The organism is Pontibacter aydingkolensis (assembly GCF_019443125.1).
Classification (GTDB): Bacteria; Bacteroidota; Bacteroidia; order Cytophagales; family Hymenobacteraceae; genus Pontibacter; species Pontibacter aydingkolensis.
In genome coordinates this window covers 1-17,615 of sequence record NZ_JAHYXK010000034.1, presented here as the reverse complement: position 1 = coordinate 17,615, position 17,615 = coordinate 1, and the positions used below count along the sequence as shown (strand labels likewise).

15 protein-coding genes and 1 pseudogene are annotated in these 17,615 nt (G+C 42.1%); 7 read left to right on the top strand and 9 right to left on the bottom strand.

What is annotated here, in order from left to right:
- A pseudogene (locus K0O23_RS20660) lies at positions 1 to 101 on the top strand (IS982 family transposase); the annotation flags it as partial.
- A 291-nt stretch (positions 102 to 392) separates the two neighbouring features.
- Here the strand turns inward: K0O23_RS20660 and K0O23_RS19750 are convergent.
- On the bottom strand, positions 393 to 569 hold the full coding sequence (locus K0O23_RS19750) for a hypothetical protein (RefSeq protein WP_219879188.1): 177 nt from the start codon (positions 567 to 569) through the stop codon (positions 393 to 395).
- A gap of 1,199 nt (positions 570 to 1,768) precedes the next feature.
- Between K0O23_RS19750 and K0O23_RS19745 the strand changes: the two genes are divergently transcribed.
- Positions 1,769 to 2,434, top strand: coding sequence for a hypothetical protein (locus K0O23_RS19745; protein WP_219879187.1), 666 nt, complete (start codon positions 1,769 to 1,771; stop codon positions 2,432 to 2,434).
- Positions 2,435 to 2,676: 242 nt separating this feature from the next.
- On the opposite strand, the gene K0O23_RS19740 is transcribed toward K0O23_RS19745, so the two are convergent.
- From K0O23_RS19740 to K0O23_RS19730, 3 genes are all read right to left on the bottom strand, one after another.
- Complete coding sequence (locus K0O23_RS19740) at positions 2,677 to 3,819, bottom strand: sensor histidine kinase (protein ID WP_219879186.1); 1,143 nt, start codon at positions 3,817 to 3,819, stop codon at positions 2,677 to 2,679.
- A 776-nt stretch (positions 3,820 to 4,595) separates the two neighbouring features.
- Positions 4,596 to 4,823 (bottom strand): helix-turn-helix transcriptional regulator, encoded by a 228-nt coding sequence (locus tag K0O23_RS19735; RefSeq protein ID WP_219879185.1) that lies wholly within the window; start codon positions 4,821 to 4,823, stop codon positions 4,596 to 4,598.
- Entirely contained in the window at positions 4,820 to 5,227 is a 408-nt protein-coding gene (locus tag K0O23_RS19730) for a hypothetical protein (RefSeq protein ID WP_219879184.1), read from the bottom strand. The genes K0O23_RS19735 and K0O23_RS19730 overlap by 4 nt, the downstream gene beginning before the upstream one ends.
- Positions 5,228 to 5,908: 681 nt before the next feature.
- On the opposite strand from K0O23_RS19730, the gene K0O23_RS19725 reads away from it, so the two are divergent.
- Complete coding sequence (locus tag K0O23_RS19725) at positions 5,909 to 6,976, top strand: PAS domain-containing sensor histidine kinase (protein ID WP_219879183.1); 1,068 nt, start codon at positions 5,909 to 5,911, stop codon at positions 6,974 to 6,976.
- Between the two features lie 435 nt (positions 6,977 to 7,411).
- On the opposite strand, the gene K0O23_RS19720 is transcribed toward K0O23_RS19725, so the two are convergent.
- Complete coding sequence (locus K0O23_RS19720; RefSeq protein ID WP_219879182.1) at positions 7,412 to 7,744, bottom strand: transposase; 333 nt, start codon at positions 7,742 to 7,744, stop codon at positions 7,412 to 7,414.
- Positions 7,745 to 8,137: 393 nt separating this feature from the next.
- Between K0O23_RS19720 and K0O23_RS19715 the strand changes: the two genes are divergently transcribed.
- Together K0O23_RS19715 and K0O23_RS19710 are read left to right on the top strand one after the other, a co-directional pair.
- Positions 8,138 to 9,223: an endonuclease/exonuclease/phosphatase family protein gene (locus K0O23_RS19715; RefSeq protein ID WP_219879181.1), complete on the top strand. Its 1,086-nt coding sequence runs from the start codon at positions 8,138 to 8,140 to the stop codon at positions 9,221 to 9,223.
- A 167-nt stretch (positions 9,224 to 9,390) separates the two neighbouring features.
- Entirely contained in the window at positions 9,391 to 10,614 is a 1,224-nt protein-coding gene (locus K0O23_RS19710) for an adenylate/guanylate cyclase domain-containing protein (RefSeq protein WP_219879180.1), read from the top strand.
- A 10-nt stretch (positions 10,615 to 10,624) separates the two neighbouring features.
- Here the strand turns inward: K0O23_RS19710 and K0O23_RS19705 are convergent, their stop codons facing one another.
- Positions 10,625 to 11,905 (bottom strand): DUF2254 domain-containing protein, encoded by a 1,281-nt coding sequence (locus K0O23_RS19705; protein ID WP_219879179.1) that lies wholly within the window; start codon positions 11,903 to 11,905, stop codon positions 10,625 to 10,627.
- Positions 11,906 to 12,078: 173 nt separating this feature from the next.
- Between K0O23_RS19705 and K0O23_RS19700 the strand changes: the two genes are divergently transcribed.
- Positions 12,079 to 13,197 carry an AI-2E family transporter gene (locus K0O23_RS19700; RefSeq protein ID WP_219879178.1) on the top strand — a complete coding sequence of 373 codons (1,119 nt, stop codon included), beginning with the start codon at positions 12,079 to 12,081 and terminating at the stop codon, positions 13,195 to 13,197.
- Positions 13,198 to 13,321: 124 nt separating this feature from the next.
- Here the strand turns inward: K0O23_RS19700 and K0O23_RS19695 are convergent, their stop codons facing one another.
- The 3 genes from K0O23_RS19695 to K0O23_RS19685 all read right to left on the bottom strand — a co-directional run bounded on the left by K0O23_RS19695 (position 13,322) and on the right by K0O23_RS19685 (position 16,536).
- On the bottom strand, positions 13,322 to 14,272 hold the full coding sequence (locus tag K0O23_RS19695) for an NADP-dependent oxidoreductase (protein WP_219879177.1): 951 nt from the start codon (positions 14,270 to 14,272) through the stop codon (positions 13,322 to 13,324).
- A 78-nt stretch (positions 14,273 to 14,350) separates the two neighbouring features.
- Positions 14,351 to 15,676 (bottom strand): DUF2254 domain-containing protein, encoded by a 1,326-nt coding sequence (locus tag K0O23_RS19690; protein WP_219879176.1) that lies wholly within the window; start codon positions 15,674 to 15,676, stop codon positions 14,351 to 14,353.
- A gap of 314 nt (positions 15,677 to 15,990) precedes the next feature.
- The gene (locus K0O23_RS19685) at positions 15,991 to 16,536 is read right to left on the bottom strand and encodes an REP-associated tyrosine transposase (RefSeq protein WP_219879175.1); all 546 of its coding nucleotides are present in this window, start codon (positions 16,534 to 16,536) and stop codon (positions 15,991 to 15,993) included.
- 700 nt (positions 16,537 to 17,236) lie between these two features.
- On the opposite strand from K0O23_RS19685, the gene K0O23_RS19680 reads away from it, so the two are divergent.
- Positions 17,237 to 17,518: a hypothetical protein gene (locus K0O23_RS19680; protein ID WP_219879174.1), complete on the top strand. Its 282-nt coding sequence runs from the start codon at positions 17,237 to 17,239 to the stop codon at positions 17,516 to 17,518.
- The last annotated feature ends 97 nt before the right edge of the window (positions 17,519 to 17,615 follow it).

Genomic DNA, 17,615 nt, shown 5'->3' with positions numbered 1-17,615 from the left:
GCTTCTTCCCCAGGAAGATCCATGCCGTCACAGCCGAAGGATTCATCCTAAAGCTAATCCTCTTTATCTTCGCCTACACGCTAGCTCAAGTAATTGAGTAGCTCGCAACTTGAGTTAATTAAGGTAAACGTTTTCTCCGCGCTGGATGTCTTCTGTTTCGATAAAAGGCATAATAAGTTTGTTTTGGTTGTAGATATTTAAAAGTACAGCTTGCAAAGGCTTATACTTTTAACTGCATGTACAATTTAAAGTTATAAGAATGGTGATTGCGGCTGGTTTTCGTGTTGTTACTAAAGCTGAATGTACAGCTGTGAGTCAAGGGAAAAGCAAAGCATAAAATGAAAGCAGTCTGTACTAAAAAAGCCCCTGTATTTAGCAGAGGCTTTAGATTCTTAGTTTACCGGGACAGGCATTAACTCACGCTCGTAATATACCAGGTCCTTCTGCGAAGGATTGCTTTTTACAGTACAGTAATAGATACGTTTCAGGTATTGGCGGATAATTAATTTCAGATCCGGATTCACTTTTGCGAACACTTCGGATCCTATAGGGAATGTGTTTTCTAACATACTCTAATATACGCAACTTATCTGGTTACCAACAGGTTATTTTAAGATATTTGAATATAGGTGCCATTGGGCCGGATCAATGGACTTAATCATTTTATTTGATGATTTGAAAGGCACAGGCGCATACTAGTGTAAATCATCAAACAGTTAAAAAAATAAGCTGGCTTTCAATAGGATGGATAAGATCAGGAAATGAAGAACGCCTGCTTTAACCTTCATACATACTTCCTGTTTGAGCGCAGCCGTAAAGGTAAGTATGGCGCCAGTTTTTCCGAAATTCTTCGGGACAGGTTAACTGGCTAAAGTATAAAACTGAATAACGCCTTTACAAACTGGTCTTATATGTAGCCGCAAGTTGCGCTGCCGCTAAACTTGCAGCATGTGCCGTTAAATCAGTTTTCAATGCCTTTTTCTTTTCCGGAACAGATGTGGAACGTGATAAGGTCTGGAGACTCCTGCCGATGGAAGACAGGCTTCGCCTGAATCAATATTCCTGGTATCACAAAGTGTTCACAATTCTTCTGAAATGCTTTATCGGAATATTATTGCTTACAGTCGTATTAAGCTTAAGATCCAGGAATGCATGTTGCTTATGATCCGTAATTTTTTGTTAGATAATGTTGATAGTTTGAAAGCGGGTAAAGTAATGCCTGATGACACAGTTTCCGGAGGCGGAAATTCAATTTGTAGAAGTTGCAAACGATAATGTAGCCGGAGGGTTAGCCTGGTTTGTTCAGAAAACAATACCAGTTTACTTGCTTTCACTATCCTGAACAGGGCCTTACTTGAAAGGGTAACACACAACAGTGTATCTAATAAATTGCTCCGAAACCTTAATGTTCTCATGCTGGCGCTACCTGATAACGGGACACTGCTGGATCTAAACATCAGGCTGAATCTGAAAAAGACTGACTTGATAAGCCTACTGCCCAGTCTGAAACGGCAGAAAGTATAGCTTTTTAAGAAAAACAACATACTCAATTAAAAGAGCAGGTGCTGCAAAGTGGCTGCTCTTTTCGTTTATGCCAACCCCTCATGTAGATTACATGTTATAGCGTAATTGTTTTGTAGTAGTATGGATACAAACCAACAGGCAGATGCTATACATGTTTCAGGGCTAGAAAACTCTTTTATAAGCGCAAGTTTATAAACTGGTTAAGCCTGTAACCGTTAATAAGAGTGAAACCAACTATAAAACTATGGATAGATTTGACAATTATCGCGACAATAGAGATAACCGCGGAAATGACTACGGAAGCTATGAAGGCTACAGCAGAAACGAAGAGCACTACCACCATGCACGAAATCTGACGAATGAGTTTGAACAAGATTACCGGCGTCATGAAGGCTATCGTACAGATGACCGTAACCAATACCGCAACGGCCACACTTATAACGAGGGCGGCCCGGGAAACCGTTATGAGCAGCGCAGAAGAGAAGAAAGCAGCTACAGAGGCAACTCTGGATACAGCGATAGTGACCAGAACTGGAGTGATCATGGTTACTACAACCGCGATCAAGACAGGTACAGTGGCTACAGCAATGCCTACAGGAAGGATAATTACGAGGAAGATCAGGAGCAGTATATGAGAGCCCGGGACAGGAGGAACCGACAGCAGGGCGGCAACAGGCGCGCGGGGTACCTGATGTCTTACTATGATGGTTCTCTTGGCGGGTTTACCGGATCAGACAGAGACTATACCAGGGGAGGGGACTATGGGCATAACTATAACACCGGTGCCGTAAATTACGACAGGGGTTCATACTATAGCGCCAGCGATTACAACTATGGCCCTGGCACCAAAAATATTGATGACCGGAGCATTCCGGGACGTAGGAGTTACTTGCAAAACAGGTACTATTAGTAACAGATAATAGAACAAATCAGCCGTTTTTTTTCTGCAACGGCTGATTCGTTTTCTGTGGTTCCGGAAAAGTTCGCAGCACATGCTGTTTACTGAGATTTGTTAATAGCTTTCTATCTAACCACCTCTTTCATAATAAACTTCGCACTGTAAAAGTATAAACTCAAAGCAGCCTTTTCTTTACTGGAAGGGCAATGATTCATCAATTATTGATGCGAACAGGAAGCTTCACGATTCATAGATTATTGCTGAGCCGCAGGAGGTGCCAGCGCATTTTGTTTAAGGTATACCGTAAATTCAGAACCTTCCCCAACACTGCTTTTTACCCTGATCCTACCACCTTCATTCTCCACTATCTTTTTTACAAGGTACAGCCCGATACCGGTGCCTTCCACATCCCGCTCTATTCGGGTGTAGGGCGTAAAAATAATTTCGAGCTTGTCATCGGCTATACCCAGTCCGTTATCTTTAACAGATAAGAACACATAGCCTTTGTCCTTCCCGGTGGTTACATGAATGACCGGATCTCTGCCCGGCACCCTGTATTTTACAGCGTTGCTTAGCAGGTTATACAAAATACTCCGCAGGTTTTTTAGCGAAAAATTAATCTCCTTCTCCGCTATATCATAAGTGATGACAGCATTGCTTTCCACTATTTTGTCTTTAATGGTCAGCTCCACCTGTCTCAGAATATCTTCAAACCGGGCCGTTTCTACTATTTCCTTAAAGTTGCCTTCTATCTTTGCGATATCGGACAGCTCGTTTAAGATTGTTCGCATGGCGTTGACAGATTTATCAAGCAGGGTGGCTATATACTTCTGCTCTTTGTTATTAGCCTCACATTTTGCCGATAGTTCATAAGAAGATTTGATCAAAAGACTAACAAGGCCCTCAATGTTGGCAAGGGGGGCTTTCAGGTCGTGAGACACGGAGTAAATAAATGTTTCGTGCGAAGCATTCAGCTTTTCCAGGTCCCGCAAGACTTTCATACGGTCTGTGATGTCCACAAAAGTGATGATCACGCCATTGGTCCTGTTATCCTTTTTTACCAGATAGGGAATTATGTTCATCTGGAACCAACGCATGTTCGTGGTCTGTATCTCTTTCTCAAAGATCTCCCCAGTTTTAATAACCTGCAGAATGTTATCGACTATGGTTGAGTAGCGGATGTTATCGGCCATCTCTTCCATAGGTCTGCCAATGTGCTCCCTGCTAAGGCTAAACTGCTTCATGGCCGGAGGGGTAAACTTCCGGAGTATGAGGTTTGCATCCACAAAAAGCTGGGGAATGATCGTATTTCTGAAGTAGTTCTCCAGTTCTTCGTTCAGCTCTATGAGTTCTTTTAGCTGTTGATTATTTCTTTTGATCGGTTCGGGGATGCTCATGAATTCTGAAAGCTTATACTTGTTTGTAAAAGAGTATCTCTTTCAGGAACTCTTGAATTTTCTAACAAGAAGGGCAATGTACTTGCGAAAGAAATGTAAAATACTAACTAATTAAATGTAATATACTAACTAATTATTAGTGTAACCCGGCAAGTATAGTTTTAAGTTCAGAAATGTTTGGACGCTGCAAGCACTAAAGTATAATTCATCATCAAACAGTAGCGTATACTTGTGGCTAATGCTTTATACTCCAGACCATGTAAATCTCCAGCACTTCAGTTAGCTTAAGCTTGCAGCTTGTACATCCATGCATCAAACCAAACCAATAAACAGCACACCATTTCCGCCACTAAAATCTACTGCGCTGCTATACTTCCAATGCTCCGGCTCCTCAATAAGCCAGCCACCACTGGGTTATTATAAATATAGTTGACCTTCTGTTCTGTGACTGCTGGGCTCCACAGTTTGATGGGCTTGTTGAGCTGCTGCTATAATAGGGGGACTCAACAAGCGCTTGCTTAAAAGACTTCGCGTTGTCCGGAGGTCCCGCGAGCGTCTAACGCTACGAAACGACTGCCTATACCACCCAGGTGCCCCGAAAGTGTTCGGGCTCTTCGACTCGCAGGAGCTGCGCACACTGCGAGGCTTGGCTTCCATTATTTCCGGCTCTTCCGGTAGTGCACGGCAAAACTTATTAACCCTCCTTTGATGTCAAAGATCCCGGAATTGATATGGGAGATGTTTTGCGATAACAATCTACTACAAACCAACTTATCCTAGACCTCTATATTTTTTTCATCATCCTGTATTTCTTCATTATCCTGGAAAACAGCTTCTATGGGCAGGTTAAATAGCCTGGAAATTTTAAAAGCCAGTGGTAAACTGGGATCAAACTTACCTTTCTCGATGGCATTAATTGTTTGCCTCGAAACTGCCAGCGCATCGGCCAGGTCTGCCTGCGTTAAGTCACGCTCGGCTCTTAATACCTTCAGTCGGTTTTTCATCTGTAGCGCATTTGCCCGATAATTGTAGCACCCAAGTAGGTAAAGCTGATCAGGACTACCAGGACAGAGATTTCAGCATCGCCCGAAATAACATTGGTTGTATCGAGCAGTGAATAGCTTAAGCCGCCAACTACGCCAACGCCCAGGGCAATGCCCATGGCCTCCAGCTGAATTTTACGCTGCATCTCGTCCATGCTTTTAGTATGCCGAATAATTGCCAGGATCATACCAACGCCAAGTGCCGCATTAAGTATAATGGCAAGTATAGTGAAAGGAAGGTTTTCTTGCCAAATAAACTTAGTGCCAAAGGTTGCCAGGGCCATAGAAGCAACCCACGCAAAAGTCCATAGAGCTAATTGCCTGGTGTTATGCCGAATCTGGGTATTATAGTTTTGCTTTTCCATATGTAAATAACGTTTGATATAATGTAAAGTTACATTTACATAAAGTATTGTATTATATTACTTAATATCAAGTTAACTTTACAAAATATTTTTTTGCACAATTTAAGATACTGTCTTGATTTTATTGTTGGAAGCGAAAAGGAGATTTTAAGGGTTCTGGCGAGACTCCTTTTGAGTGGCATAGCAGCGCTATGGCGCGTAAAAGAGACGAAGCCAGGTTTCGTAAAATCAACTTTGCAGCCCAACGAATAAATTCAAAACAGCCTCTAAGACTGGTGTTCTGCTAGTATCATTAAACCTTGCCAAGTTCGCTCGTGCTGTGAATGTCTCGCTTCGAAGTGGGCTGGGGTGATTACACCTACAAACATTTAAACCTGCCAACCAAATTCTCTCATGTAAGTTAAACACTCCAGACTTGATTTGGGAGTGGGTGAGGGTATAGCAATCGTATACATACAAACCGTATATGGAAAAGAGAACCCCAGTAATTATGAAACAAAACAACTCCCGCTGGTGCGAGCTTGTAGCTTTTAATGTACATGAGCTGGAGGTATAGATGTGCGCAATGTAAATACCAACTTGTACCAGCAAGATATCCAACGTGTTAATTTTTTTACCGATTTTTAAGGCTCCAACAGTCATAAATTTAATTAGCTTTGTTTTGCAACAAACTCCAAGCTGATGAGCACTGCTGATTTTGATTATGCGCGTTTCTTTGAGTTATCGCCTGACCTTTTGTGTATCGCAGGATTTGATGGATATTTCAAAAAAATTAACCCTGCCGTTTCTAACCTTCTGGGCTACACCATGGAGGAGCTGTACGCCAGACCAATTAATAGCTTTGTACACCCCGACGACCAGAAGCTTACATCTCAGGTAAGGGAGCAACTTAAAAAAGCGAAGCCGCTTAATCATTTTGAAAATAGGTATGTAACAAAGTGTGGAGGAACTGTTTGGCTATCATGGACTTCGCTGCCAGTGGATAGTGACCGACTTATCTTCGCTATTGCCAAAGATGTTACGCACAAAGTAAGGCTGGAGGAAGAAAGAAACATCTTACTTGCCAATCTTACCACGTTAAACCAGGAACTGAAGCAGTTGAATTACACCACTTCACACGACTTGCGTTCGCCGGTAAACAATTTGTTGTCATTGTTCAAGCTGATAGATATTTCAAAAATAACTGATCAGAAAACACTTCAGCTGATAAACTTTCTCAAGCAAACTGGCGAGAAGCTTAGGCAAACCCTCAATACTTATGTTGATCTGTTAACTGAAAAGCACAGTTCACATGTAATTGTAGAGAAAGTGAATCTAAACGAGAGTCTGAATAAAGTGCAGGATTCTATCAGTTCTTTAATTAAAACTTCGAAAGCCAGCATTAATGCCGACTTCTCTAAGGCGGGAAGTGTGATGTTTAATAATGCATACTTGGAGAGCGTCTTTTTAAACCTGATCACGAACGCTATCAAATATGCACGACCGGAAAGCACACCTGGTATCGCCATATATTCTGTGAAAGGGAATGGAGTAACGCAATTGATCATTTCAGACAATGGTCAGGGGTTTGATATGGAGAAAGTGCAGGATAAAGTTTTTGGTCTGCATCAACATTTCCATAACTACTCGGATAGTAAAGGCGTTGGGCTTTATCTGGTTCATCAGAACGTGACAAGTATGGGATGTAAAATACACTTAGAAAGCAAAGTGAACGAAGGGTCAACGTTTACAATCTCGTTTCCGGATTAACAGGCTGAGAGTTTCAGGTACTTTTCCTGTGGCTTCCTGCGCTGGCACGAGCTTGCAACCTTATCCTGTTCCATAACATTTCTGGAATAAGCCCTTATTTAGAGGAATTGTCCCCTTGAGGGGACCGCAGGGGTGTAAAGCTACAGAGCGGATCACTTTTGTAGCAAAACTGGTTAATCTGCAGGTGTAAACACCCCTATAATCCCCTCAAAGGGATAGTTGTAGACTATTATTGGTTCTGTTCATCATAAAAGGCCAAATCTGAAAAAGATATGGGACAGGATAAGGCTTGCAGCTTGTACCTCCATGCATCAAACCAAATCAATAACCAGCACACCATTTCCGCTATTAAAATCTACTGCGCTGCTGTACTTCTTATGTTCCGGCTACGACACAAAGCCAGCTTCTACCGGGTTGTCATGAATATATTCGATCTTATGGTCTATCACGGCAATGCCCCACAGTTCGATGGGCTTGTTGTGTTGCTGCCAGAACTGCCGGTGCTTCACGTTGCTGTTCTTTAGGCCGGCCCGCTCCATCAGCCACAGCATCCATTCTGTTCTTTCCTTTCCTTTCCTGCTTGCATTTGGTTATGGCTTTCTGTAGCTGTTTGGAAGTATAGGTTTTCAACTCCTTTAGCAGCACGCTGGGGTTCTTGTACTGGGCCCGGAAGATGAGGTGCACGTTTCTTGGCATAATGCACCAGGCATAGATCCCCATGCCTTTGTTTTTTGCGGCAGTAGTCCAGGCTTTTGGTAAGTATGACAAATCCGACGTTATGAGTTAAATATCGGCAGATGCTGTTGCCCGACAAAGCACGGGTTGCATATGAGAAAAACCAGAAGTGAAGTCTGTACCGGCTAGTGTTTACACAGCTTTCTCATCCTGGCATATTATATGCCGTATGTTTTTAAGATCATTCTGATGTTAAACGCCATATTTACCACAATGGCGAGGATGGTATCTGGCAGGTTGTCCTGCCAGATAATCCTGTGACTGAAAGCTGTTAGTGCCATAGATGACTTATATATGCTCTCAGGAAATCCCTATCATGTTTTAATTTCTAATTCTCCTGTTTTATTACGTCCGTTCACGGATAAGTACCGTAGTACATCTATTCCCTTACATGTATATAAAGGATAACGTACTCACTACAAAACTATGAGCTTTATTATACTGGCATGCATTACGGGCTTTTTGGTACTGGTAACATTGCTTCCATTTTGGAAGCACGATGCATGGTGGGTTCGTGGAATGGATTTTCCGAGATTACAGCTTTTAGTAGTTGGTCTACTGGTTTTAGGTGCGAGTATAATCTTTTTAGAGTTAAATGATAAAGGATCCTGGCTGATTTTAGGTTTAGTATTCGGCTGCATCATTTTACATTTCTCCTGGATACTACCTTACACCAAAGTATTTCCATCTGAAGTAAAAACAGCTAGAAATAACGGGGAAGATAATTTAATTAAAATTATTACCGCTAATGTGCTCATGACCAACCATAATGCGCATAAGCTGTTAGATAATGTATCAAAATATAACCCCGATGTACTTGTTACACTCGAATCGGACAAATGGTGGGAAGAGAAGCTGAGTGTGCTTGAGGAGGAATACAAATACACTATGAAATGCCCTCTGGATAATAAGTATGGCATGCATGTGTATTCTAAACTACCCTTAAAAGACACATCTATTCAGTTTTTGGTTGAATCTGATATTCCTTCTATGCATGCCATTGTTATTCTAAGGTCAGGGATAAAGGCGAGGGTCCATTTCTTGCATCCGGCCCCACCAAGTCCTACAGAAAATGAGTCATCATCGGAGCGTGATGCAGAGCTTATGGTGGTTGGCAAAAGTGTTGCAGACGAAGAAGGGCCAATAATAGTAACAGGAGATTTGAATGACGTGGCGTGGTCTGCCACCACCCGGCTTTTCAGAAAAGTAAGCGGTTTATTAGATCCTCGCATAGGCAGAGGAATGTATAACACATTTCATGCAGATTATTGGTTTGCACGATGGCCCCTTGATCACATTTTTCATAGTGAGCATTTTACTGTAAATCATATCGAAAGGCTGCCTCATATAGGCTCAGATCATTACCCGATGTATGTTGAGTTGATGTATGATAAAGCAGATGGAGCCGATCAGGAAGGGCTAGAAGCTGATGAAGACGATCTGGAATGGGCTGAAGAAAAGATGGACGAGCATACAGTAGAAGAATCAGATGTGCATGAACCGGGTAAGTAAATAGCAACTTTAACTGAATTAGTATAAAAGGGAAGTATTGTTGCTTTATCCTAACAACATGCAACTTTATATAGCGTACACTAGGTAGCTAATTGCTACTTAGTGTGTTTCTTTTAAAGAATTCCCTATCCGATTAGTGTTAGTTTTACCCGTTAGAACCTTTTTTTATGGAAATATCTACACTCCCATTTGAGGAGCTCAAAGAAGAAAAGGCTCGTATTGCAGCTCTTTACAATCATAATATACTTGATACAGAAGGAGAAGAGGAATATGACAGAATCGTGAAGGTTGCATCGTATATCTGTGGCACCCCCATTTCCCTTATAAGTCTTGTTGATACAAATCGTCAGTGGTTTAAATCTAAACATGGAATTAGCTTAAATGAAACTTCCAGAGATGTTTCATTCTGTTCTCATGCTATTAAAGAGGAAGGTATCATGGAAGTTAATGATGCCGCAGAAGATGAACGATTCAAGGATAACCCCTTAGTAAAAGGTGAACCTAACATAAGGTTTTATGCCGGAACCCCACTAGTAACAAGCGATGGTTATAAACTGGGTACTCTCTGCGTGATTGATCGGGTACCAAGAACTCTAACTGATGAGCAGAAAGAGTGTTTGGAAAACCTTTCGAGGCAGGTGATGGACCAAATGATACTGAGGCAGCAAAAGAGGAAGCTAATCGAGCTTAATAGCACGCTAATCAAAGACTTGGAAGATAAACTGGAACAGCAGGAAAAAGTACTCCATTTGTTTGTGAAATTTGTTCCGGAAAGTGTCGTTGCGAAGCACCTGAATACAAAAGAAATTGATTTCGATGATGCAGAGTCGAAACACATGTCCATCATGTTTTGTGATATCAGAGGATACACCTCCCTTGTTGAAAATTTAAATCCTCATCAGGCCGTATCACTTCTACGATCGTATTATACTACTCTTTCAGACGTGATCAGCACCTACAACGGTATGGTAAACCAATATGTAGGCGATGAGATTTTTGCAACTTTTGGCTCGCCCTTTAGCCCATCAGACTATGAGAAAAAGGCTGTTTTGTGTGCTTTAGAAATGATTAATCAACTTGAAAAAGTTAATCAGGAATGTAAAGATTTTATTAACAATCCTGTTAAAGTTGGTATAGGCATACACTCCGGAGAAGTAATTACAGGTACACTAGGCTCTAAAAGCAAAATAGAATACTCTATAACAGGAGACGCTGTTAATACCGGTAAAAGAATCGAAACTCTTACCCAAAATCATCCAAATACTGTACTGATAAGCCAGAATGTATATGATAAGGTGAAAGATATTGTAGAGGTTAAGCCTTGGCCAAGTGTAGAGCTAAAAGGTAAATCAAACAAGTTGCAGGTTTATCAGGTACTGAGAAAAAAGTAGCAACATGCTTTTAATTTGCCCATTGGTTATCATGATGATCAGTAAAAATAGCTGTCTTCTTGATTACCTCCAGGTCATACGGTAGGTCTAATGCTTTTTCGGCTCTTGCTAAAGCTATCTTTGAGTGTCGCATGGCTACTTTTTGCAACTCTTTATTGTTTATGGATGCAAGTGATTGAAAAGCTTTCTGCAGCCTGATTCCCACTTCTACAGTGCCCGCTCCATCACGGCCAATGGCCATAAAAGAGTCATCAAACATATCTTTTAAAGATAGCTGCAGCACTTTTACTTTATCAAACTTTATTTGCTCTGCCTCATCTGGTTGTATAGGGTTTATCCACTGAGTAAACAACCGGACATATACACCAATAATGGAGATCGCAGTACCAGGGTCGTTTACTGCTGGAGATAAGGCACGGCTGGCAATCTCTGATAACGTTATCAGACCAAACCTGGGGTCATCATCAAATATTCTGTTTTCGCCTATAGTAAAACATTTAGCTATTGTACCAGAATCGGTATCTACTGTTTGGTTCGTGGCATGATCTACGAAAGCAATGATTTTGCCGGGTGATGCAAATGTGCCAGGTACAGCCAGTACAGTGATGGATATGCCAGCCGATACAGCATATTCCTGTAAAGTTTCCATATCTATGCTTTGTACATATCCAACCTCATCAGTATAAATAGCATGGCCATTACCTGTATATTTTTCTATTGGCAGCCCTCCTAAACCGGGGGAGCGTTTTCTGTCATTTAGGGCTTTTAAAGTTGCTTCCTCAACGCGTGATATGGTAGGGCCCATTCTGCCTAAGCGTGCAATGCGGTCTACCCAGCGTACAAAGGTGAGAATCACAATTGCGAAGACAAGTATAAGCAGTGCAAATATGGTAAAGAGCCCGGCTTTGTCATAGTAACTGTTCTTTAGTGCAATAAGCCCTACTATACTAAAGATAAAGGCACCGATAAATGCAGAAAGTGCATTCTGTGATACATCATCTGATATAATTAAAGCAAAGGATCTGGGAGTGGCAGTAGTGCTGGCTGCTGAATAGGCAGAAATCATAGAAGCCACGGCAAATGTGGAGATCACCAACATACTAGCTGATATCGTGGTGAGCAATAACTCAATAGCTTCTTTTTCGATTTCAGGCACAATTTCATTTAGATCTGAATAATCAGCCAGCTTAGCTACAAAAGCAGCTACTACAGATAGGATGCAGAAAATGAGAGGACGTACCCATAAACGTTCCTTCAGACGCTTAAAAAAGAATAAGACTTTGTTCATCATTTTATTTTTAAGTACATCATGTATCGGTCGCAATAAAGTTTTAAACCGGTTAAGTCCTTAATTAGTTGTCAAGGTGGTATCACTTAATATGTACTCATTATCGAACATATAATTAATCTAACAATGTTCGAATTTTATGGAATCTCGTAATAGCATTAAACTTAGGAGATTTTATGGAAAATCAGCATACTTTTTCGGAGCCTTTCTATAGAAAAGCAACGACCATTCTAATCGGCATTGTTATTTTCTTCTACATCCTGTCGCTACTGGCGGACTTGCTGATCCCCTTAGCCTTTTCGATTCTTTTTGCCGTCTTGCTGAGCCCGTTGCACAACAGGTTCGTGGCCTGGGGACTACCTAAAATTGTGTCCATCCTCCTCACGCTTACAGTTTCCATTGTGGGCATCGTGGCCTTTTTCTATTTTTTATCTACGCAACTGATGCAATTTGGAGAGATGCTGCCTACGCTGAAGCTAAAATCCAAGGAAATACTACATCAGATGGAATTCTGGGTTGAATCTACGTTCGGGATAGCAGTGAACAAGCAGGTAAAATACCTGAACGAGTTGATTAGTAGCAATAAGTCTCTTATTGGGAGCACACTGGTTGGAGCCCTAGGTATATTCAGTATCTTATTCCTGATACCGGTTTATATTTTTCTGCTTATCTTCTACAAAGGGCTTATCCTTAATTTCTTTTATGAGGTATTCTCCCGCAAAAGCTCAAAGCACGTAGCTGAGGTTTTGCAGCAAACCAAAGCGGCCATCCAAAGCTATATTGTGGGCCTGCTCATAGAAACGCTTATCATAGCTGTGCTCAATTCTGGAGCCCTTTTATTGCTGGGAGTGCCTTATGCTATCCTGATCGGAGTTATTGGGGCTATTCTAAATCTGATACCTTATATAGGAGGTATCGTAGCCATTTTACTGCCGATTATCATGGCCACGGTCACTATGGAAGGCTATACCACACAAATCGCCATTTTAGTAGCCTATTCTGTTATTCAGTTTATAGACAATAATATCATCGTGCCTCGGGTAGTGTCTTCGCAGGTAAAAATAAACGCACTGGTCTCTATTATCGCAGTGCTGCTAGGCGGAGCGCTTTGGGGAGTCTCGGGGATGTTTCTGTCCATACCCTTCGTGGCTGTCCTCAAAATCGTGTTTGACAGAGTAGAGGGACTTAAGCCTTGGGGCAAATTATTAGGCGATGAAATTCCTGTTTCCACCATGCAGTTCAAATGGAAGCCCAGATGGCGACCAAGGTTAATAAGGCAGCGAGTCAAACCTTAAAGTCAGTAAGACGCCAACGTTGAAGCATGATTATTAAACTAACTAATAAAAATTGCCTATACTAAAACTGGCACGAGCATTCCACCCGTGCCAGTTAAAATTATGCACTTAACAATCTAATGAGTTAAGGTACGATCACAATCTTGCCTTTCGTATGCAGCGTCTGTATCTGATTCAGAGCCTCTGCTGTTTGTTCAAGGTTATAGGTATTGCTTACATACACTTTCATCTGTCCGGCTTCAGTATATTCTCTTAGCTTGTCTAACTGACTTGAGTTTGGTTCTACAAAAACATACTGGAAGTCGATGCTACTGTCAAGGTCTTGGCCCTGATCTACGATAGAAACCAACTTGCCCGAAGATTTTAAGGCGGAAAGGCTCTGTTTCAGTGTATCGCCGCTGGCACAATCAAATATCAAGTCTACTCCGTCAGGTGCTATCTTTTTAGTAGCACCTCCAACGTCTTGGCCTTTGTAATCTATCGTATGGTCTGCACCTAGCTCTTTCATAAAAGCATGGTTCTTCTCGCTTGCAACAGCTATTACAGTAGCTCCTTCGGCTTTTGCAAGCTGTATACCTAAACTGCCTACTCCCCCGGAACCTCCTAAGATAAGCACTGTTTGGCCCTTCTGTAGTTTGCCTGCATCGAATAAAGACTGATAAGCCGTTAAACCAACCAATGGAATACCGGCAGCTTCTTCAAACGAGATGCTTTCTGGCTTTGCAGCAAGGTAGCTCTCCGGGATAACGATGTACTCGGCAAATGTGCCGTGCTGTACAATTGGTCGTCGGGCATAGGCGTACACAGCATCTCCTATCTCAAAGCGCCTGGCACTAAAACCTCTTTTTTCTATAGTGCCAGCCATGTCCCAGCCCGGAATTATCGGAAACTCGTAGGGCAAATATTCTTTGAGGTAGCCTTCCCGTACAAAAGCATCAACAGGATTTACGCCCGCCGCCTTTATCTTGACCAGCACTTCGCCCTCTTTTATCTCCGGTATATCAACTGTTTTTATTTCAATTTTCTCTGCTCCGCCAAATTCTTTATAAGTGGCGGCTTTCATTTTGTCAGTCATAGCTTTTTAAATTTTTATAGGTTAACGTTTTGGTCTGCGGTGATGGATGCATACGGAGACTTGATAATTCGGTTAAACTTATACTTGCTTGTTAGCAGAGAGATTGCCGGCCATGTATTTTGCCCTGGCCTGCTGAATCAGTGCTTTGATGTATGCTATATCATGCTGGCTTTTCATCTCCTGAGCCGAAGCCTCTTCAATGGAGCTTAACTCTTTTTCCAGAAGTGACTTGTGTTTGTCTTCTTCATCGCGCTTGCTCACCTTGGCAATCAGGTTTATAAGCTTTGCCTGAACGGCTACATCCTGTGAAGAATACGCACGGATACTGGAAGTGCAGAAGTAAAAGATTTTCTCGAAACGCACCGGTGCATAAATGATAGCGGCTGTTCCATCTTTGTGTGTCACCACTTTCTGGCCCCTTAACTCCTGAAGCCTGCAAAGCAGATCCAGCAGGTAGTCGATGGCATGAATAGCTGTGCCGGGGTCATTTATTCCGGGGCTAAGAGCTTTTACAGCAACTTCTGTTAAGTGTTTGAAGCTGTAGAGGAAGTTCTCCTTTATATTTTCCTTGTGCCGGAATATCACATTCTCTTCAAGTATTTGCTGTATCTCCTGGTTCATCGGTTTATTTATCTCCAGGAAAGGCTCACCCTTCAGTAAATAAGTGCCCTGCTCTACAAGTACTCTTAGCTTCATACCTGTCTTTCTGGAAGCTTTCAAAAACTCTTCTGAAGTTATTGTATCAAAGTATCCGGAATCCCAGGCTTTAACAAGGTGAAATTTTTCGCCTTCTTCCCAGTTTTCATGATAGCTCCCACTACGCAGCTCTCTGTCTAGCACATAGCGAGTAGTGTGGTATATGTTGCTGAGTATGTTTCCAATCTGAACTTCGTTCGATATCTTATGGATAAAATAAATAAAAGCAATCAGGCAGGCAAACCCCAGATACATACTGATGGCGACAGAAAGTAAAGGTACTTTGGGCCCCGAGGGCATTGTCTGGATGTTGCTCAGTACCACGATGATAAAACCAGCGGTACCTATAATAGTACCCAATACAACCTGGCTACCTTTCTTACTGACAAGATCTGGCAATAGCCTGGGAGAGAAGCTCGATGTAACCTGTGTTAGTACGATCATCACCATGGCAAAGGTAAAGGTAACGAGCGTAATAAGGCCTGTAAGCAAAGATGAGAGCAGACTGCGGGCAGTATTCTCATCGTCTATTTTCAGAAAGGGCATTTTGTCGATAATGGAACCCCCAACTGAAATCCTGTCAAGGTAAGTAGTACCCAGGGCAAGAAGAAAGAGGCCCAGAGAGATCATAATAGGGTAGAAGGCAATACTTCTTATGACCTGTATGTAAGTCTTTTTTATAGAGTGTATCAGTTTTGCAAAGTCCATAGGGTAGTTGCATAATCGGTAGCCATGAAAGACAAAGGAACACAAGCCGGTCAACAGAACCGGTACAAGTTCCAATAGTTGGAAACGGAGTTCTTATGCTGTTAGTTTGTTTTAGCAGTAGCTGTAATAGCGGACGATGATGACAACCGAGGCACAAAGCGGAAGGAAAACAGCAGCCCTGTTTGCTACCTTCGCTAGTGCGAGCTTGTAGCTCGTACTGTTACTTTAGCTGAAGGTATTGCTGCGTAGAAAAGAAAAAGCACGAGCTACAAGCTCGCGGCAGCGGATAAAAATATTACGCAGCCCTTCATTAGTTAAACCAGATCAATCTCCAATAAACCCTTACCGCCACTAAAATCCACAGCGCTGCTATACTTCCAGTGCTCCGGCTCCGATACAAAGCCAGCCTCCACAGGGTTGTTATGGATGTAGTCGATCTTCTGATCTATCACGGCAGGGCTCCACAGCTCGATGGGCTTGTTGTGCTGTTGCCAGAACTGCCGGTGCTTCACGTTGCTGTTCTTCAGGCCGGCCCGCTCCATCAGCCACAGCATCCATTTTTTGCGGCTCTCCTGGTTATGCTCGGCAATGGCTTTTTGTAGCTGTTTGGAAGTATAGGTTTTCAGTTCCTTTAGTAGTACGCTGGGGTTGTTGTCGTTGGCACGGAAGATAAGATGTACGTGACTGGGCATGATACACCAGGCATAGATCTCCATGCCTTTGTTTTTGCGGCAGTAGTCCAGGCTGTCGGTAAGCAGGGCAAAGTACTCCTCCCGCGTGAACACGTCTATCCAGTACACCACCGCAAAACTTACAAAGTATAGCCCCTCCTTGTTATGAAATTTATACTTCCGGCTCATTTTAAGCTTATACTTATAACAGATGCGACCGGGTTTTAGGTTAGGAAAGTATGACGCTAGTGAGAACCAATGATAGTACGAGCTTGTAGCTCGTACTGGTACTTTAGCTGGAGTATAAATGCATGGAAATGAAAAGGCATGAGCTACAAGCTCGCGCCAGCAGGGGAGCACAGGCAAACTCTTCAAATACTGCTCTCTTGTTGAAGAAGCTGTCGAAGGGAAAGGAATGACGTGTCGATTACAAACTAAGCAGAGAGCTTGGCTAGTATTTGTTTTAGCCTTCCCAACTCTAGGAAGTTGTATAGTATTCCTGCTCATCCATAATTTACTAAGCAGAAATCCAAATTGGGTAATTGTAAGAGATTTAATAAACAATACAATTGAAGTTCGATTAAATCAGAATAATTAAACGAAGCTGAGTTGAAGTTTCCTTGTGCTAGTGTTAGCTTACAGTGCGTACTGTTGTTCGTGCTAGAAGTATAGTGTCTGAAAATGAAAAGGCACGAGCTATAAGCTCGCGCCAGCGGGGCGCGCAGAACACACTGATTGACTCCCAGAGCCAGTAAAAGCACCTTGCTGCCGCTGGCTATACTCTATAATGCTAGGCTAAAAAATTAGAAGTTATAATGCTAGTACCTTAATGGTGAAAAAGTTATACATTTGTGATAGTTTCTAATACTTTGACTTAAATTTTTTTGTAATGAAAACACGCTTACTTTCTCTTGCTTTGGTATTGTTGCTTATGATGGGTTGTAGCAAGGAAAAAGAAGAAGCAACACCTGAACCTGAGATTACTTCCTGTAAGCTGATGGAGACCAAAGACGGTGATGGGGGCTTTACAACAACATATCATTATAATGAGCAGGGGATAATAACTAACATAATTTCTGTTCTTCCTAATACTACTCATAATGTATACTATTATGATTTGGTTTATGATGCGAGCGGAAAACTAGTAGAAGCTATCTCAAAAATACCTTAGCATGATTTTCATGCAGGCTAGCAGGACAAAGGCGAGATAGTTTTCAGCCTTGTGCTCATGCCTGACCAATGTTCTTCTAAAGTTGAATAGCCAGGCA

Bases quoted from the DNA above. Each gene is read 5' to 3' on its own strand.
- K0O23_RS19750 (WP_219879188.1), bottom strand. From the start codon at position 569: ATGTTAGAAAACACATTCCCTATAGGATCCGAAGTGTTCGCAAAAGTG.
- K0O23_RS19745 (WP_219879187.1), top strand. From the start codon at position 1,769: ATGGATAGATTTGACAATTATCGCGACAATAGAGATAACCGCGGAAAT.
- K0O23_RS19740 (WP_219879186.1), bottom strand. From the start codon at position 3,819: ATGAGCATCCCCGAACCGATCAAAAGAAATAATCAACAGCTAAAAGAA.
- K0O23_RS19735 (WP_219879185.1), bottom strand. From the start codon at position 4,823: ATGAAAAACCGACTGAAGGTATTAAGAGCCGAGCGTGACTTAACGCAG.
- K0O23_RS19730 (WP_219879184.1), bottom strand. From the start codon at position 5,227: ATGGAAAAGCAAAACTATAATACCCAGATTCGGCATAACACCAGGCAA.
- K0O23_RS19725 (WP_219879183.1), top strand. From the start codon at position 5,909: ATGAGCACTGCTGATTTTGATTATGCGCGTTTCTTTGAGTTATCGCCT.
- K0O23_RS19715 (WP_219879181.1), top strand. From the start codon at position 8,138: ATGAGCTTTATTATACTGGCATGCATTACGGGCTTTTTGGTACTGGTA.
- K0O23_RS19710 (WP_219879180.1), top strand. From the start codon at position 9,391: ATGGAAATATCTACACTCCCATTTGAGGAGCTCAAAGAAGAAAAGGCT.
- K0O23_RS19705 (WP_219879179.1), bottom strand. From the start codon at position 11,905: ATGATGAACAAAGTCTTATTCTTTTTTAAGCGTCTGAAGGAACGTTTA.
- K0O23_RS19700 (WP_219879178.1), top strand. From the start codon at position 12,079: ATGGAAAATCAGCATACTTTTTCGGAGCCTTTCTATAGAAAAGCAACG.
- K0O23_RS19695 (WP_219879177.1), bottom strand. From the start codon at position 14,272: ATGACTGACAAAATGAAAGCCGCCACTTATAAAGAATTTGGCGGAGCA.
- K0O23_RS19690 (WP_219879176.1), bottom strand. From the start codon at position 15,676: ATGGACTTTGCAAAACTGATACACTCTATAAAAAAGACTTACATACAG.
- K0O23_RS19685 (WP_219879175.1), bottom strand. From the start codon at position 16,536: ATGAGCCGGAAGTATAAATTTCATAACAAGGAGGGGCTATACTTTGTA.
- K0O23_RS19680 (WP_219879174.1), top strand. From the start codon at position 17,237: ATGAAAACACGCTTACTTTCTCTTGCTTTGGTATTGTTGCTTATGATG.